The organism is Solimonas variicoloris DSM 15731, assembly GCF_000382285.1.
GTDB lineage: Bacteria > Pseudomonadota > Gammaproteobacteria > Nevskiales > Nevskiaceae > Solimonas > Solimonas variicoloris.
In genome coordinates this window covers 1-16,680 of record NZ_KB907952.1, presented here as the reverse complement: position 1 = coordinate 16,680, position 16,680 = coordinate 1, and the positions used below count along the sequence as shown (strand labels likewise).

13 protein-coding genes are annotated in these 16,680 nt (G+C 69.6%); 12 read left to right on the top strand and 1 reads right to left on the bottom strand.

The annotated features are described in order from the left end of the window. Positions 1 to 8: 8 nt before the first annotated feature. The 6 genes from H149_RS0117930 to H149_RS0117905 are packed head-to-tail and all read left to right on the top strand — an operon-like array spanning position 9 to position 7,292. The gene (locus tag H149_RS0117930; protein ID WP_020651157.1) at positions 9 to 1,217 is read left to right on the top strand and encodes a urate hydroxylase PuuD; all 1,209 of its coding nucleotides are present in this window, start codon (positions 9 to 11) and stop codon (positions 1,215 to 1,217) included. 40 nt (positions 1,218 to 1,257) lie between these two features. Then, the gene (gene guaD / locus H149_RS0117925) at positions 1,258 to 2,580 is read left to right on the top strand and encodes a guanine deaminase (RefSeq protein ID WP_020651156.1); all 1,323 of its coding nucleotides are present in this window, start codon (positions 1,258 to 1,260) and stop codon (positions 2,578 to 2,580) included. Next, the gene (locus H149_RS21630) at positions 2,577 to 3,323 is read left to right on the top strand and encodes a GntR family transcriptional regulator (protein WP_020651155.1); all 747 of its coding nucleotides are present in this window, start codon (positions 2,577 to 2,579) and stop codon (positions 3,321 to 3,323) included. The genes guaD and H149_RS21630 overlap by 4 nt, the downstream gene beginning before the upstream one ends. Further along, the gene (gene puuE / locus H149_RS0117915) at positions 3,320 to 4,255 is read left to right on the top strand and encodes an allantoinase PuuE (RefSeq protein ID WP_020651154.1); all 936 of its coding nucleotides are present in this window, start codon (positions 3,320 to 3,322) and stop codon (positions 4,253 to 4,255) included. Before H149_RS21630 ends, puuE begins: the two co-directional genes overlap by 4 nt. After that, positions 4,252 to 5,997 (top strand): allantoate amidohydrolase, encoded by a 1,746-nt coding sequence (locus tag H149_RS0117910; protein WP_020651153.1) that lies wholly within the window; start codon positions 4,252 to 4,254, stop codon positions 5,995 to 5,997. The genes puuE and H149_RS0117910 overlap by 4 nt, the downstream gene beginning before the upstream one ends. 8 nt (positions 5,998 to 6,005) lie before the next feature. Beyond that, a complete protein-coding gene (locus tag H149_RS0117905) occupies positions 6,006 to 7,292 on the top strand; it encodes a M20/M25/M40 family metallo-hydrolase (RefSeq protein ID WP_020651152.1) in 1,287 nt (428 codons plus the stop codon). Positions 7,293 to 7,321: 29 nt separating this feature from the next. Here H149_RS0117905 and H149_RS0117900 read toward each other — a convergent pair whose 3' ends face one another. Beyond that, a complete protein-coding gene (locus H149_RS0117900) occupies positions 7,322 to 8,344 on the bottom strand; it encodes an adenosine deaminase (protein WP_020651151.1) in 1,023 nt (340 codons plus the stop codon). A gap of 101 nt (positions 8,345 to 8,445) precedes the next feature. On the opposite strand from H149_RS0117900, the gene H149_RS0117895 reads away from it, so the two are divergent. From H149_RS0117895 to H149_RS23870, 6 genes are all read left to right on the top strand, one after another. After that, entirely contained in the window at positions 8,446 to 9,381 is a 936-nt protein-coding gene (locus H149_RS0117895; protein ID WP_020651150.1) for an alpha/beta fold hydrolase, read from the top strand. Between the two features lie 53 nt (positions 9,382 to 9,434). After that, positions 9,435 to 10,535 carry a purine-nucleoside phosphorylase gene (locus H149_RS0117890; protein ID WP_020651149.1) on the top strand — a complete coding sequence of 367 codons (1,101 nt, stop codon included), beginning with the start codon at positions 9,435 to 9,437 and terminating at the stop codon, positions 10,533 to 10,535. A 9-nt stretch (positions 10,536 to 10,544) separates the two neighbouring features. Next, the gene (locus H149_RS0117885) at positions 10,545 to 12,104 is read left to right on the top strand and encodes an adenosine deaminase family protein (protein ID WP_020651148.1); all 1,560 of its coding nucleotides are present in this window, start codon (positions 10,545 to 10,547) and stop codon (positions 12,102 to 12,104) included. 47 nt (positions 12,105 to 12,151) lie between these two features. Next, on the top strand, positions 12,152 to 13,276 hold the full coding sequence (locus H149_RS0117880; protein ID WP_020651147.1) for a nucleoside hydrolase: 1,125 nt from the start codon (positions 12,152 to 12,154) through the stop codon (positions 13,274 to 13,276). A gap of 528 nt (positions 13,277 to 13,804) precedes the next feature. Then, positions 13,805 to 16,306, top strand: a complete 2,502-nt coding sequence (locus H149_RS0117875) for a TonB-dependent siderophore receptor (protein WP_154654915.1) — start codon at positions 13,805 to 13,807, stop codon at positions 16,304 to 16,306. A gap of 187 nt (positions 16,307 to 16,493) precedes the next feature. Beyond that, positions 16,494 to 16,680: hypothetical protein (locus H149_RS23870; RefSeq protein ID WP_039749421.1), on the top strand; the 187-nt coding region annotated here is incomplete at its 3' end.

The following is a 16,680-nucleotide window of genomic DNA, read 5'->3' as shown; positions in this document are numbered from 1 at the left end:
ACCACCCCATGGAAGCCTATCTGCTCGAATGGCTGAACCTGATCGGACGCTGGGCGCACGTGATCGTCGGCATCGCCTGGATCGGCGCGTCGTTCTACTTCGTCTGGCTCGACAACCATCTGCTGACGCCGGCCGATCCGGCCGCGGCGCGGCGCGGCGTCGCCGGCGAGCTGTGGGCGGTGCACGGCGGCGGCTTCTACCACTCGCAGAAATATCGCGTCGCGCCGGCGCAGCTGCCGGCGCAGCTGCACTGGTTCTACTGGGAGGCGTACAGCACCTGGCTGACCGGCTTCTTCCTGCTCTGCGTGCTGTACTACGGCGCGCCGACGCTGTACCTGATCGACCCCGCGGTGCTGGCGCTGGCGCCGTGGCAGGCGATCGCGATCGGCCTCGCCACGCTGGCCGGCGGCTGGCTGGTCTACGACGGCCTCTGCCGTTCGCCGCTGGGCCGCAACGAGCGCGCGCTGGCCGCGGTGCTCGCGGTGCTGCTCGGTCTTGCCGCCTGGGGCCTGTGCGCGGTGTTCAGCGGCCGCGGCGCGTACATCCACTTCGGCGCGCTGCTCGGCACGATGATGGTCGCCAACGTGTTCTTCGTGATCATTCCCGGCCAGCGCCGCTCGGTCGCGGCGATGCGCGAGGGCCGCGAGCCCGATCCGCGCGACGGCGCGCGCGGCAAGCAGCGCTCGGTGCACAACACCTATTTCACGCTGCCGGTGCTGTTCACGATGATCAGCAACCACTACGCCTCGACCTACGGCTCCGAGCACAAGGTGCTGGCGCTGATCGGCCTGGCGCTGGCCGGCGCCGCGATCCGCGCCTGGTTCGTGATGCGCCACAAGGCGCACGAGCGCGGCGGCCGCACGCCGCTGTGGCCGGCGCTGCTGGGCCTGGCGGCGATCGCCGCGGTGATCGTGCTGCTGCGCCCGGCGCCGGCCGCCGCCACCGCCGGCGCGGCCGCGGCGCCGCCGTTCGCGCAGGTCGAGGCGATTGTCGCGCAGCGCTGCGCCGGCTGCCATGCCGAGCACCCGAGCTTCGCCGGCTTCGTCGCGCCGCCCAAGGGCGTGATGCTGGAAACGCCCGAGCATCTGCAGCAGCACCTGACGACGATGCGCCAGCAGCTGCTGGCCAAAACCATGCCGCTCGGCAACCTGACGCAGATGACGGACGCCGAGCGGCAGTCCGTGCTCGACTGGATCGACCGCGGAGCGCCGCAATGAAGACGCGCATCGGCCATCGCGGCGGCGCGGAGGGCGGGGCATGAGCCTGCAGGCCCACCGCGGCGCGCTGCTGCATTTCTCCGGCGACCCCGGCGATCACGACGACGCCGGCAGCTACCACCACCACGAGGACGGCCTGCTGCTGGTCGAGGACGGGCGCGTCGCCGCCGCCGGTTCCGCCGCCGAACTGCTGCCGGCGCTGCCGGACGGCACGCCGATCGTCGATCACGGCACCGATCTGCTGCTGCCCGGCCTGATCGACACGCACATCCACTTTCCGCAGACCGAAGTGATCGGCTCGGCCGGCCGCGATCTGCTCGACTGGCTGGAGCACTACATCTTCGCCGTCGAGGCGCGCTTCGGCGATTACGCCTACGCCAGCGAGGTCGCCGAGGTCTTTCTCGACGAGCTGCTGCGCAACGGCACGACCACGGCGCTGGTGTTCTGCACCGTGCACAAGGCCTCGGTCGAAGCGTTCTTCGCCGCCGCCGAGCGCCGCGGCCTGCGCATGATCGCCGGCAAGGTGCTGATGGACCGCAACTGCCCGGCCAACCTGCGCGACACCGCCGAGGACGGCGAGCGCGAGACGCGCGAGCTGATCGAGACCTGGCACGGCCGCGGCCGCCTCGCGGTGGCGATCACGCCGCGCTTCGCGCCGACCTCGACGCCGGCGCAGCTGGCCGCCGCCGGACGCCTGGCGCGCGAGTATCACGACACCTACATCCACAGCCATCTGGCCGAGAACCTCGGCGAGATCGCCTGGGTCCGCGAGCTGTTCCCGGAGCGGCGCAGCTACCTCGACGTCTACGACCACTACGGCCTGCTGCGCGAGCGCGCGGTCTACGCGCACTGCATCCATCTCGACAGCGTCGACCGCCGGCGCATGGCCGACTGCGGCGCCTGCGCCGCGCATGCGCCGACCTCGAACCTGTATCTCGGCAGCGGCCTGTTCGACTTCGCCGCCAGCGACGAGGCCGGCCTGCGTTTCGGCGTCGCCACCGACGTCGGCGGCGGCACCAGTTTCTCGATGCTGCGCACGCTCGGCGAGGCGTACAAGGTCGCGCAGCTGCGCGGCCAGCGCCTGACGCCGCTGCGCGCGTTCTATCTGGCGACGCTCGGCAACGCGCGCGTGCTGCAGCTGCAGAACCGCATCGGCTCGTTCGCGGCCGGCTGCGAGGCGGACTTCATCGCCATCGACTGGCAGGCGACGCCGCTGCTCGCGCGGCGCATCGCCGGCTGCCGGAGCCTGAGCGAGAAGCTGCTGGTGCTGATGACGCTCGGCGACGAGCGCGCGGTGCGGCGTACCTACATCGGCGGCACGGAAGCCGCCGCCAGAGCCGGACAGGACGGAGGAACGGCATGAGCAAGACAGCGACGAGCGGGCGCAAGACCGCCAAGCGCGCGGCGGCGAAGGAAGCGGCGGCCGCGGTGCCGGGCGCCAGCGCCATCGACGTGGCCTACGAGCGCATCTACGCGGCGATCATCGATCACAGCCTGCCGCCGGGCGCGCGTCTGGTCGAGAACCGTTTGTGCGAGATCTTCGGTCTCGGCCGCACGCGCGTGCGCCAGGTGCTGCAGAAGCTCGCCAGCGAACGGCTGGTGACGCTGCTGCCGAACCGCGGCGCGATCGTCACCCTGCCGACCGTGCAGGAAGCGCTCGACATCTTCGAGGCGCGACGCCTGCTCGAACCGGCGATCGTCGCGCGCTTCGTCGAGAAGGCCTCGCGCGCCGACCTGCAGCGCATCCGCGATCACCTGCAGAAGGAAAAGGCCGTGGCCAAGCGCAACGACCGGCGCGTGGCGATCCGCCTGTCCGGCGAGTTCCACCTGATCATCGCCGAGTGCGCCGGCAACGCGACGCTGCTCGAACTGCTGCGCGAGCTGGTCTCGCGCTCGTCGCTGATCATCGCCGTCTACCAGGAGGCGGCCACCACCTGCTGTCCGCCGGACGAGCATCAGGATCTGGTCAGCGCGCTCGAGAAGCGCAGCCCGGACGCCGCCCAGCACATGCTGCATCACCTCGATCACGTGCTCGCCGACCTGCGCCTGCAGGAGCCGCCGGCGCCGGGCGTCGATCTGCTCGCCGTGCTCGGGGAGCCGGCATGAGCGCCGCCTATCCGCGCGATCTGATCGGCTACGGACGGCGGCCGCCGCATCCGCGCTGGCCGGGCGGCGCGCGCATCGCGCTGCAGTTCGTGCTCAACGTCGAGGAAGGCGCCGAGAACTGCGTGCTGCACGGCGACGCCGCGTCGGAAACCTTCCTGTCGGAGATGTTCAATCCGCAGGCGTTCCCGATGCGCCACCTGAGCATGGAATCGCTGTACGAGTACGGCTCGCGCGCCGGCTTCTGGCGTGTGGTGCGCGCCTTCGAGGCGCGCGGCCTGCCGCTGACGCTGTTCGCCGTCGCCAGGGCGCTGGCGCGCACGCCGGACGTGGTCGCCGTCGCCAAGGAACTGGATTTCGAGATCGCCTGCCACGGCCTGCGCTGGATCAGCTACCAGACGATGGACGAGGCGAGCGAGCGCGCGCACCTGCACGAGGCGGTGGCGCTGATGCAGGAGCTGACCGGCGAGATGCCGCTCGGCTGGTATACCGGCCGCGACAGCCCGAACACGCGGCGCCTGGTCGTCGAGCACGGCGGCTTCGTCTACGACGCCGACTCCTACGCCGACGACCTGCCGTACTGGACCCGGGTCGAGACCGCGCGCGGCAGCGTGCCGCATCTGGTCGTGCCGTACACGCTCGACAGCAACGACATGCGTTTCGCTTCGGCGCAGGGCTTCGCGACCGGCGCCGAGTTCTTCGACTACCTCAAGGACGCCTTCGACACGCTCTACGCGGAAGGCGATCCGGACGGCCTCGACGCGCCGAAGATGCTGTCGATCGGCCTGCACAGCCGTCTGGTCGGCCGGCCGGCGCGCATCGCCGCGCTGCAGCGCTTCCTCGACTACGTGCAGGCGCACGACAAGGTCTGGATCTGCCGGCGCATCGACATCGCCCGCCACTGGCAACGGCATTTCCCGGCGCCCGCCGCATGATCGATCTCGACGTTCTCAACCGCTGTCCGCTGCCGGCGTTCGTCGCGGCGCTCGACGGCATCTTCGAGCACTCGCCGTGGATCGCCGAGCAGACCGCCGCGCGGCGCCCGTTCGCGACGCGCTTCGCGCTGCTCGACGCGCTGTGCGCGACGATGTTCGACGCGCCGCGCGAGGCGCAGCTGGCGCTGGTTCGCGCGCACCCCGAGCTGGCCGGCAGCGCGGCGATGCGCGGCGAGCTGACCGCGGCTTCGACCTCGGAGCAGGCCGGCGCAGGGCTGACGCAGGCGCCGGCCGACGCGCTCGGCGAGCTGCAGGCGCTCAATGCCGCCTACCGCGAGAAGTTCGGTTTTCCGTTCGTGATTTCGGTCAAGGGCCGGCAGCGCGCCGACATCGTCGTCGAGCTGAGCCGCCGTCTCGCGCACGAGGCCGAGGCCGAGCTGCACACGGCGCTGGTCGAGATCGCGCGCATTGCCGACTTCCGGCTCGCCGAGCGCTTCGCCATCGATGATCTGGCGGCGGCCGGGCCCGAGATCCTGGCGATGGCCGACGCGCTGGCCCGCTACAGCGAGCGCGACGACGCGCTGTGCTGCACCTATCTGTCCGCCGCCCATCAGGCCGCGGCGCGCAAGCTGCGCGACTGGATGCTGCAGGCCGGGCTCGACGCGCACATCGACGACGTCGGCAATGTCGTCGGCCGCTGGGTCAGCGCCGCGCCGGGCGCCAGGACGCTGATCAGCGGCTCGCATTACGACACCGTCACCGACGCCGGCCGCTACGACGGCCGGCTCGGCATCCTGCTGCCGATCGTCGTCGCCGGCCTGCTGCGCCGCCGCGGCGTGGCGCTGCCGTTCGATCTGGAGATCATCGGCTTCGCCGAAGAGGAGGGCGTGCGCTTCAAGTCCACCTTCCTCGGCAGCAGTGCGGTCGCCGGGCGCTTCGATCCGGCGCTGCTGCAGCGCACCGACGCCGCCGGCGTCACGCTCGCCGAGGCGCTGCGCGGCGCCGGCCACGATCCGGCGCGGATCGCGGCGCTGGCGCGCGATCCGGCGCAGCTGTGCGGCTACGTCGAGGTGCATATCGAGCAGGGACCGGTGCTGCTCGACGAGAACCTTGCGCTCGGCGTTGTCACCGCGATCGCCGGCAGCCGCCGCTTCCGCGTCGCGATCCGCGGCCGCGCCGGACATGCCGGCACGGTGCCGATGTATCTGCGCCAGGACGCCGCCGCCGGCGCCGCCGAGATCGTGCTCGCCGTCGAGCGCCTGTGCAGCGGCACGCCGGGTCTGGTCGGTACCGTCGGCCGTCTTGAGGTGCCGGACGGTGCCGTCAACGTGGTGCCGGGCCGCTGCGAACTGAGCATCGACATTCGCGCGCCGAGCGACGCGACGCGCGACGCCGCGGTCGATGCGGTGCTGGCCGAGATCGCGGCGATCGCGGCGCGGCGCAGGCTGCGCATCGAATACGAGGAGATCGTGCACGCCGACGCCACGCCCTGCGCGCCGGCGCTGCAGCGACGCCTCGACGCGGCGATCCGCGCCGTCACCGGCGCCGCGCAAAGCCGCTATCTGCCGAGCGGTGCCGGTCACGACGCGATGATGATGGCGACGCTGACCGGGATCGGCATGCTGTTCGTGCGCTGCGGTGCCGGCGGCGTCAGCCACAACCCCGAAGAAAGCCTCAGCGCCGACGACGCCACGCTCGCCGCGGCGGCGTTCGCGCAGTTCCTGCAGGACGACACTCCCTGAATCCCGACATGACTTCCGTTTCTCTTCCGTCTTCCGTCCAGGCCGCGCTCGGCGCCGCCGTCGATGCCGAGTTCGACGCCGCCTGCGCGTTCCTCGCCGAGCTGGTGCGCGTGCCCAGCGACAATCCGCCGGGCGATTGCGTCGCGCATGCCGCGCGCGCGCAGCAGCTGCTCGAAGCGCTCGGCTATGCCGTCGAAACCGATCCGGTGCCGCAGGCCGAGGTCGAGGCGGTCGGCATGATCGCGGCGACCAATCTGATCGTCCGCCAGCGCTTCGGCGACGGCGGGCCGTGCATCGCGCTGAACGCGCACGGCGACGTGGTGCCGCCGGGCCTGGGCTGGAGCGAGGACCCGTACGGCGCCGTGGTGCGCGACGAGCCGGGCCACGGGCCGACGATGTACGGCCGCGGCGTCGCCGTCAGCAAATCGGATTTCGCGACCTACACCTACGCGCTGCGCGCGCTGCAGCGCGTCGCCGCGAGCTGGCCGCTGCGCGGCCAGGTCGAGCTGCACTTCACCTACGACGAGGAGACCGGCGGCGACATCGGCCCGCGGCGCCTGCTCGAACAGAAGCTGTCGCGGCCGGACTACGCGATCTGCGCCGGCTTCCCGTACGCGGTGACGACCGCGCACAACGGCTGCCTGCACCTCGAAGTGACGGTGCACGGCAAGCAGGGCCACGCCGCGATGCCGGCGTCCGGCGTCGACGCGCTCGAAGCGGCGACGCGCATCCTCGGCGTGCTCTACGCCGCGCGCGCCGAGATGGCGAAGATTCATTCGCAGACGCCGGGCATCGATCATCCGACGCTCAACGTCGGCCTGATCTCCGGCGGCATCAATACCAACGTGGTGCCGGACCTCGTCCGCTTCCGCCTCGACCGCCGCATCATTCCGGAAGAGTCCTTCGATGCAGTCGAGGCCCAGCTGCGCGCGCTGATCGGCGATACCGCCGCGGCGCTGCCGGGCATTCGCGTCGAGATCCGCCGCGTGCTGCAGGCGCTGCCGCTGCTGCGTCTGCCCGGCGCCGGCCGGCTGATTGACGCGCTGGAGCGTTACGGAAGCGAGATCTTCGCCACGCCGGTCGGCGAGCACGGCGTGCCGCTGTACACCGACGCGCGCCACTACGCCGCTGCCGGCATTCCGACCGTGCTCTACGGCGCCGGCCCGCGCACGCTCGGCGAGGCCAACGGCCACGCGGCGAACGAAAAGCTGCGCCTCGAAGACCTGCGTCGCGCGACCAAGGTCATCGCCTGCACGCTGGCCGAACTGCTGGCCGACGCGGGCGCCGCGGCGTGAAAGCCGCGGCGCGCCGGGGGTCGCGGCACCTAGGGCGTGTTCACGCCGTGGGCCGTCGCGACTTCGGTGATGCGCGCCAGCCAGCGCTGCTGGCTGGCTTCGTCGAGGAACGAGGCTTCGATGCTGTTGCGCGCCAGCTGCACGATCTGCGCGTCGGACAGGCCGAGCGCCTGCTGCATCGCGCGGTAGTTGTCGCCGACGTAGCCGCCGAAGTAGGCCGGATCGTCGGAGTTGACGGTCACGCACAGGCCGCGTTCGAGCAGGGCCTTGAGATTGTGCTCGGCGGCGTGCTGGAACACGCGCAGCTTGACGTTGGACAGCGGGCAGACGGTGAGCGGAATCCGCTCGCGCGCCAGACGCTCGACCAGCGCGGCGTCCTCCACGCAGCGCACGCCGTGGTCGATGCGGCGCACGTGCAGCAGGTCCAGCGCCTCGACGATGTAGGCCGGCGGGCCTTCCTCGCCGGCGTGCGCGACGCTCAGCAGGCCCAGCGCGCGGGCGCGGTCGAAGACGGCGGTGAACTTCGACGGCGGATGGCCGCGCTCGGACGAGTCGAGGCCGACCGCGGTGATCGATGCGCGCCAGGGCAGGGCGGCTTCGAGCGTCGCCATCGCCTCGTCGGCGCTCAGGTGACGCAGGAAACACAGGATCAGGCGCCAGCTGATGCCGTACTCGCGCTCGCCGTCGGCCAGCGCGCGCAGGATGCCGGACATGAAGACCTCGAAGCCGATGCCGCGCGCGGTATGCGTCTGCGGATCGAAGAACGGCTCGACGTGCACGACGCCGTCGGCGGCGGCGCGCGCCAGATAGGCGCGCGTCATGTCGTAGAAGTCCTGCTCGTCGCGCAGCACGTCGGCGCCGGCGTAGTAGAGGTCGAGAAAGCTCTGCAGGTCGGTGAAGTCGTAGGCGGCACGCAGCGCCTCGACGCTGTCGTAGGCCAGCTTCACGCCGTGCCGGGCGGCGAGGCGGAACACCATCTCGGGTTCGAGCGTGCCTTCGATGTGCAGGTGCAGCTCGGCTTTCGGCAGGGCGGTGATCAGATCGGTGGACATGGCGGTGCGGGCGTGGCGGTCGCCGATGATCGGCGCTGCGTCGCCGCTTAGGCAAGTCGCGTGATCCAGGTATTCCCATTCTTCAGCAGGAGCGCAGCACGATGAAACAGTCGTATTCATGGCGTCGCGGCCTCGCGGCGCTGCTCGCGTGCGCGGGCCTCCTCGTGTGGTTTGCGCCCGCCGTCGCGGCCGAACCGCAGGCACAGACGCTCAAGGTGTTCGGCGTCGACATCCGCTACTACGAGATGGGTCCGCGCGATCCGCAGGCGCCGACCGTCGTGCTGCTGCACGGCCTCGGCAGCAACGCGCTCGGCAACTGGGGCGCGGTGATGCCGCAGCTGGCGCAGACGCATCACGTGATTGCGCTCGACCAGCTCGGCTTCGGCGGCTCGGCCAAGCCGATCGTCGACTACAGCATCCAGCTCTGGGTCGATACGCTCGGCGAGTTCCTGCGCGAGAAGAAGGTCGGCGCGTTCACGCTGATCGGCGAATCGCTCGGCGGCTGGATCGCCGCGCAGTACGCGATCCAGTCGCTGCAGGGCATCGCCGCCGATCCGGCGTTCACGCTGCCCAGGCCGGTCAAGCTCGTGCTCTGCGACGCCGCCGGTCGCCGCGCGACGATGGCTGCCATGTTCACGCCGCCGCCGGACGGCAAGCGCGGCCCGCCGCCGGTTTCGCTGGCCGGCGTCAAGGCCAGCGTCGGCGCGGTGTTCTACAAGGCGCGCGTGCCGAGCGCCGGCGACGTGCGTGCGAGCCTGCAGTGGAACCTCGACAAGGATGACGGCTGGACCGTGCATTCGGTGACCAGCAATCCGGCGCTGCTCGACGAGGCAGTCGACGGCCAGCTCGGCGCGATCCGCATTCCGACGCTGGTGGTCTGGGGCGAGCACGACGAGCTGGTGCCGGTCGACGACGGCCGCTGGTACGCGGCCGGCATTCCCGGCGCGAAGCTGGCGCTGATCGCCGAGACCGCGCACGTGCCGATGACCGAGGCGCCGGAGGCGTTCCTGAAGGTGCTGTTGCCGTTCCTGCGCTGAGCGGCGCTGCGCCTGCCGCCGTTCGAAGTCGAGTCCCACGACCGGAGAAACCGATGCGAATTTCATCCCGTTCCGTTCGCGCGGCGCTGCTGCTCGGCGCCAGCGTCACCGCCGCGGCTGCCGAACCGCCGCTGCCGCCGCCGGCGCAGCCCGCCGCGCGCATCGCCGTGCGCATGGTCGTCGTCGCCAATTTCGAGAACGGCCAGGATCGCGGCGACAAGCCCGGCGAATACCAGCTGTGGGTCGAGCGCGAGCATCTCGACGAAACGATCGGCGACGTGCGCGGCGCGACGCGCGGCATCCGCCGCAACGCCGACGGTCTCTACGGCCTGCTGCTGCGCGATCTCGACGCCTTCGTGCTCGATCCGCGCTTCGACCTGACCCGCACCTACTGGCTGTTCACCGGCATCTCCGGCGCCGACCCGAACGTCGCGTCGGTCGGCAGCGCCGCGTGGGCGCGCTGGGTCGTCAACGGCGACGAGCTGCGCGAGTTCGACGATCGCGAGATTCCGGCCGACTGGCCTTACGGCCTGTTCGCGATCGGCGCGCTGAAACCGAACGCGCTGCCGAGCGATCCGAACAGCTTCGGCGAAGCCGAATCCGCCGACGATCTGGGCATGGCCTACCGCATGAATCCGGCGCTGACGCAGTGGGCCTACGCACTGACGCGTACGGTGAAGATTCCGGACACGCCGGCGCTCGCCGGGCAGCGCAAGGCCTGGAAGGGTTATCCGAACGCGCAGAAGCCGCCATTCGTGCTGCTCGGCGAAACGCTCGGCGCCAGGCGCTACTGGCACGGGCCGGCGCGCACGCACTGGGCCGAGGACTGGGTCAAGCTGTGGACGCACGGCCAGGGCCAGTTCGTGATGACCAACATGGAGAGCCAGGACGCGGCGCGGATGATGGCCGAGTTCGGCAAGCTCGGTTACGTCGATCCGCAGCGCGTGCTGGTGCTGCGCACGGCGAGCAATCCGTCGATGCCGCCGCCGGGCGTCGATCCGCTGGCCACCATCGGCGACGAGGCGCCGGGCCAGCTCGCCGCGTATGAGGCGAACTATCGCGTCGGCGTGCCGGTGATCCGCGAGATCCTCGCGCACTGGGATCGCTACGAGAACACGGTGCCGGGCAGCGCGCCGGCGAAGAACAAGGATTGAGGCCCGATCATGAAGACTCGTTCCCGCTCCCGTTTTCGGCGCTGCGCCGCGCTCGCCGCCGCGGCGCTGCTCGGCACCGCCGCCTGCACCGCGCAGGCTGCCTACGACGACGCGCGCCGCGAGCAGCGTGTCGCCGCGCAGTTCCAGACGCTGGTCGGCCAGAGCGCAAGGCTGCGCGCGTTCCTGCAGCAGATGCCCAAGGGCGGCGATCTGCACAACCACCTGGTCGGCAGCGTCTACGCCGAGGATTACCTGCGCTGGGCCGACGAAGACGGTTACTGCGTGAAGCTCGCCGACAAGGGCCTGGTCGCGCCGCCGTGCAAGGCCGGCGAGGCGCCGGCGCGCGGCCTGGCGACGCGCGATCCGGCGCTTTACGAACAGGTCGTCGATGCGCTGTCGATGCGCAACTTCGTGCCCGGCGTCGGTTTCGCGAGCGGGCACGACCGCTTCTTCTCGGTGTTCGGCAAGTTCATGCCGCTGGCCGCGACGCGGCTCGGCGACACCGTCGTCGAGACGCTGAAGCTCGCCGCCCACGACCGCGTCGGCTACGTCGAGATCATGGTCAACCCGAGCAATGCCTATAGCTTCGCGCCGCGCGCGACGAAGAAGCCGTGGCAGGCCGGTGACTATGCGGAGAACTACAAGCAGATCGAGGCCGAGCTGCCGAAGCTGGTCGCCGAGGCGCGTGCCGAGTTCGACGCCGCCGACGCCGTGATCCGCGAGCGCCTGCGCTGCGGCACGGCGCAGGCCGATGCCGCCTGCGCCGTGCAGTTCCGCTATCTGGCCTACGTCGACCGCGCGATGCCGCAGCCGTTCGCATTCGCCGAGATGGCGCTCGGCTACGCGCTGGTGCAGGCCGATCCGCGCTTCGTCGGCATCAACATCGTCGATCCGGAAGACAACCCGACCGCGCTCGCCGACTACGGCGTGCACATGGACATGTTCCGCTTCTTCAGCGCGCGCGCGCCGCAGGTGAAGAAGACGCTGCACGCCGGCGAGCTGACCATGGGCCTGGTGCCGCCGGCGGATCTCGGCTTCCACATCCGCGACGCGGTGATCGCCGGCGCGCTGCGCATCGGTCACGGCGTCGACATCGCCTACGAGGCAGACGCGCCGAAGCTGCTCGCGGCGATGGCGCGCGACCGCATCGCCGTCGAGATCAACCTGACGAGCAACGACGTGATCCTCGGCGTGAAAGGGCGCGACCATCCGCTGCCGCTGTATCTCGCCGCCGGCGTGCCGGTCGTGCTGTCGACCGACGACGAGGGCGTGTCGCGCAGCGACATGACCTGGGAATACATCCGCGCCGCGCAGGAGCAGGGGCTCGACTACCCGACGCTCAAGCAGATCGCGCGCAACGGCCTGAGCCATGCGTTCATCGCCGGCGACAGCCTGTGGCAGGCCGACGGCCGCACGCCGGTCGCGGTCTGCGCGGCGAGCCTCGCGGCGCTGAAGGCCGACGCCGGCTGCGCCGATTGGCTCAAGCGCAGCGACAAGGCGCGGCTGCAATGGCAGCACGAACTCGACTCGGCCTCGTTCGAGGCCCGCGTGCTGCAGCAGCGACTCTGAGCCCCGGACGGAGAAACGACGATATGTCCCCGATGCGAACCTTGCCGATGTCCCGCCGCTTCGGCCTGTTGCGCTGGCTGGCGCTCGGCCTGCTCGCGTTCGCCGTGCAGGCGCAGGCCGCCGGCAAGCGCCTGGTGATCCTCGATGACGACGTGCCGAGTCTGGGCCTCGCGCAGTTCATGGCGGTGCTGGCGCCGGACGTCGAGGTGCTCGGCGTCACCATCGTCAGCGGCTCGACCTGGCGCGACGAGAATGTCGCGCACATGCTGCGCATGCTGGAGATCGTCGGTCGTGCCGACATTCCGGTCATGGCCGGCGCCGAGCTGCCGCTGCTCAATACCGAGACCGAGACCGAGCGCTGGGAAGCGCTGTACGGCAAGCTGATCTGGAAGGGCGCATGGATGAAGCGCTGGGTCGAGGACACCGTGCAGACGGCGCCGAACTACCACGCGCCCGACGTCGTGCCGCCGCTCGCCGAGGGCATGCCGGCGATCAAGGCCTCGGCAGAGAACGCGGTCGACTTCCTGGTGCGCAAGGTGCGCGAGTTTCCGGGCCAGGTCAGCATCGTCGCGACCGGGCCGATGACCAACATCGCGCTCGCGCAGCAGCGCGATCCGCAGTTCGCCGCGCTCGCCAAGGAACTCGTCTACATGGGCGGCAGCCTCAATCCGCAGCGCCGGCTCGACACCGTGTCGGCGCGACAGTTCGCGCGCGAATTCGTCAACACGCCGCGCCGCGAGTTCAATTTCCGCTGGGACCCGGAAGCGGCGCGCATCGCCCTGCGCGCGCCGTGGCGGAAGATCGTCATGGTGCCGGTCGATCCGTCGACCGCGACCGAGCTGTCAGCGGATCTGATGCGGCGCATGACGGCGCGCGACACGGTGCTGGCGCGCCAGCTCAAGGCCCGCAAGGAGCTCGGCTTTCCGCTGTGGGACGAGATCGCCGCCGCCGTCTGGCTCGATCCATCGCTGATCGCCGCCGCCGACGAACTCTACATCGACGTCAACACCCAGTTCGGGCCCGGCTACGGCGACACGCTGTCGTGGGCACCGCACTACCAGCCCGGCGTCGGCGAGCGCATCGAGACCGTGGTGCGCGAGGTCGACGTGCCGCGCCTCGAACGGCTCATGGTCGAACTGATGACGCGTCCGCTGCCGTCTTCGGCGCACTGACACGGCCCGCGGCTGCCTGAATCCGGCGCGCTCCGCCTCACCGCGGGGCGCGCCTTTTTTCTGATGCGTGCCGGCAGAGGTCGCGGCGCGCGGACGGCGACAGGACAGGATTCCTGATCGCACACAATCCGTGTGCAGATTGCATGCAATAAGTCGGGGCATGCGCGCCAAAAAGCATCGCACCTGCTCCGTGCTCGAACACCATCGAGCCTCGATGCGCGCTTCATGCGCCCCGCAAGCGCCTTTCATCGCGGGATTTCCCGCATCCAGCGCTGAACTTTTCCATGGCACGACCTTTGCGGAACGTCAGTCCCGAGTCTGTATGCAATGTCTTTTTGAACTGCATACAGCGGCGTCCTGATCTTCCGGAGCTGGAGCGCGCGCGGTCCGCCGCGCGGCGCAGCGAACGAAGGGACGCGCAAGCAGACGCGCTTCGATGCCCGGCGCTTCGCGTGGCAGACCGCATCGTCAGATGCGGATGCCGCGGTGGGCTCTCTGGATCCGACATACGCAATTGGGAGTGGTGTAATGAAACGTGCAGTACCGGCTTTCAAGATGCGCGCGATCGCGCTGATGGCTTTGGGTGGCGGCTTCGCGCTGCCGACGCTGGCATCCGCGCAGGAACTCGCGCAGGCCAGCGCACCGGCCGAGGTGGCGGCAGCCGATGCGGCTCCCGAAGCGGCGGGTGACAATATCGAAACGGTTGTCGTCAAGGCGCGCGTCAACCGTGAGGTGAACATTCTGCCGAACGAGGACAACAACTCGGTGTTCGGCTTCGACAAGAGCATCAAGGACACGCCGCGTTCGATCACCTCGATCAGCAACGAAATGCTGACGAAGTTCAACATCACCGAACTCGACGACATGGTCGCGCTGACGCCCGGCTCGTTCACGCAGTCGTTCTTCGGCGTCGCCGGTTCGCTCGACGTGCGCGGCACGCCGGGCGAGAACTATTTCCGCGGCGTGCGCCGCATCGACAACCCGGGCAACTATCCGCAGCCGATCGGCGCCTCGGATCGCATCGACATCGTGCGCGGCCCGGCCTCGCCGATCTACGGTCCGTCGAAGATCGGCGGTTACCTGAACTTCGTGCCGAAGTCGGCGCGGGCGCAGGACGGTGCGTACATGAAGAAGCCGTCGGGCGAATTCGGCGTGGTGCGCGGCAGCTGGGACAAGGACGTGATCCACGGCGAGGTTGGCGGCCCGGGCCAGCTGTTCGGCAAGAACTTCGGCTACTACCTGTACGCCGAAACGGAAGACTCGGGTTCGTACTACGAGAATACGTCGACCGACCAGAGCATCTACCAGGCTTCGTTCGACACCGATCTGTCCGAATCGACCCGCATCGAGTTCGGCGGCATGTATCAGGAGTACGAGGGCAATCAGGTCGCCGGCTGGAACCGTCTGACGCAGGACCTCATCAACCACGGGACCTACATCACCGGACGTCCGGCTTCCATCGATACCGATCTGGACGGCCAGATCTCCGCGCACGAAGCGGGCGCCGCCAATCTGTCGGCCTTCATGCCGTACGGCTCGACGGGCCAGGACTGGGCGACCGCGCTGGCAGCGCACCCGAACATGAAGCTCGAGAATCCCGGCACCGCCAAGCTGCGCCGCAGCCAGGTGCTGGTCGCGCCGGACGACGAGCTGACCGACAAGGTGGCGACGCTGTATTTCGACGTCATCCATGACTTCGGCAACAACTTGAAGATGGTCAACAAGTCGTTCTACGAGTCGCTGAAGAACAACAACGAGAACGTCTACGGCTTCTCGCAGGCCGCGGACACCTGGGTCTTCGAGGATCAGCTGATCTTCTCGTTCAAGCACGATATCGGCGACTGGGCCAGCGCCGCCTATCAGTTCAGCCCCTCCGTCCGCCATCAGGATTTCGAGCACGGCAGCAACTTCGCGTACGAGTACTTCGATCGCCGCGACATCACCAAGCCGGATTCGGCCTTCGATCGTCGTACGCTGTCGACGCGCAACTCGGCGCTCGAGCCGTGGTCGGCCTATTACGTCGGCAGCTATACCGATCTCGGCGTCGCGCTGATGACCGACTTCACGGTCATCGAGGACCTGCACATCACGGGCGGCGGCCGTTATGACTCCATCGACATGGAGTCGACCTGCACGCAAGGCGTGGACTGCACGGACAACGACAAGCATCAGGATACCGACGATGCGGTTTCGTGGTCCGTGAGCATCAGCTACGACATTCCGGTCGTCGGCATGACGCCGTATTTCACGCGCGCCAAGCAGTCGACGATGGTGATGGATCAGGGTGGCGACATTCCCTCGGACATGATCGCTTCCGGCACCGCCGTCGCCGATTCGACGCTGACCGAGTACGGCCTGAAGGGCAGCTTCTGGGACAACCGGATCTACGCTTCGGTGTCGAACTACAAGCAGCAGCGCCTCGACTACAGCGCGCAGAACACGGTGACCAACAACACCACCGAAGGCAAGGGCTGGGAAGCCGAGCTGCGCGCGGTGGTGACCAACAACATCGCGCTGTCCGCCACTTACAGCAAGACCGAGGTCTACAACCTCACCGCCGCCAAGAACGGAGGGCAGTTCAGCTTCCTCGGGGCGGGGGATCTGCCGACCGACATCGATCCCAGCACGCAGCAACCGTACGTGACCGGCGCCGACATCTTCGGCGGCGTGGCGATGGGCATCGTGCCGACCAAGGATGGCCGCAAGCAGGGCGTGCCGGAGAACATCTACTCGCTGTATCTGATCTACAGCTTCGACGGCACGGTTCTGGACGGCCTGACCGGCACGGTCGGCATGACCTGGGTCGACTCGACGTACTCGGGCTTCTCGCAGGCCGTCAAGCTGCCGGCATACAGGCTGCTCAACGCCGGCATCAACTACGAGACGAAGAGCTGGAAGCTCGGCGTGCAAGGAAAGAACCTGACCAACGAGAAGTACTTCCGCGCCAACTTCCCGGACCTGTTCGGCTCGTCGGTCGTGCTGCCGGAAGTGCCGCGCAACTGGACGGCTTCTCTGACGTACAAGTTCTGAAGGTTCGCGGCGTGATCGGTGCCCGCGCCGATCACGCCGCGCCTCGGGAACTGGTTTCTTCGCACGCACGCCGCCGCCGGCACTTCGCTGCGGCGGCGTGCGTCTTTCGTTGCGGGGGCCGTGCGGGCCGGCGCGATGCCAGCGCCGGGCCGGGACGCGGCTTCCACCAAGAGGTGCAATCAGACACATGAAACGGATCATCGGTCCCGCCCCATCGCGGCTGCTCGGCCTCGCGCTCGCCGCCGCGCTCGCGGCCTGCGCGAGCGCGCCGCCGCCCGCCGCGCCGCCGCCCGCCGCGCCGCCGCCCGCCGCGCCGCCGCCGCCCGCGCCGCCGGCCGTCGCCGCGGCAGCGAAGCCGATTGAGGTCAAGGTCG

Bases quoted from the DNA above. Each gene is read 5' to 3' on its own strand.
- H149_RS0117890 (WP_020651149.1), top strand. From the start codon at position 9,435: ATGCGAATTTCATCCCGTTCCGTTCGCGCGGCGCTGCTGCTCGGCGCC.
- H149_RS0117885 (WP_020651148.1), top strand. From the start codon at position 10,545: ATGAAGACTCGTTCCCGCTCCCGTTTTCGGCGCTGCGCCGCGCTCGCC.
- H149_RS0117880 (WP_020651147.1), top strand. From the start codon at position 12,152: ATGTCCCGCCGCTTCGGCCTGTTGCGCTGGCTGGCGCTCGGCCTGCTC.
- H149_RS0117905 (WP_020651152.1), top strand. From the start codon at position 6,006: ATGACTTCCGTTTCTCTTCCGTCTTCCGTCCAGGCCGCGCTCGGCGCC.
- guaD (WP_020651156.1), top strand. From the start codon at position 1,258: ATGAGCCTGCAGGCCCACCGCGGCGCGCTGCTGCATTTCTCCGGCGAC.
- H149_RS0117895 (WP_020651150.1), top strand. From the start codon at position 8,446: ATGAAACAGTCGTATTCATGGCGTCGCGGCCTCGCGGCGCTGCTCGCG.
- puuE (WP_020651154.1), top strand. From the start codon at position 3,320: ATGAGCGCCGCCTATCCGCGCGATCTGATCGGCTACGGACGGCGGCCG.
- H149_RS0117875 (WP_154654915.1), top strand. From the start codon at position 13,805: ATGAAACGTGCAGTACCGGCTTTCAAGATGCGCGCGATCGCGCTGATG.
- H149_RS0117910 (WP_020651153.1), top strand. From the start codon at position 4,252: ATGATCGATCTCGACGTTCTCAACCGCTGTCCGCTGCCGGCGTTCGTC.
- H149_RS0117900 (WP_020651151.1), bottom strand. From the start codon at position 8,344: ATGTCCACCGATCTGATCACCGCCCTGCCGAAAGCCGAGCTGCACCTG.
- H149_RS21630 (WP_020651155.1), top strand. From the start codon at position 2,577: ATGAGCAAGACAGCGACGAGCGGGCGCAAGACCGCCAAGCGCGCGGCG.
- H149_RS0117930 (WP_020651157.1), top strand. From the start codon at position 9: ATGGAAGCCTATCTGCTCGAATGGCTGAACCTGATCGGACGCTGGGCG.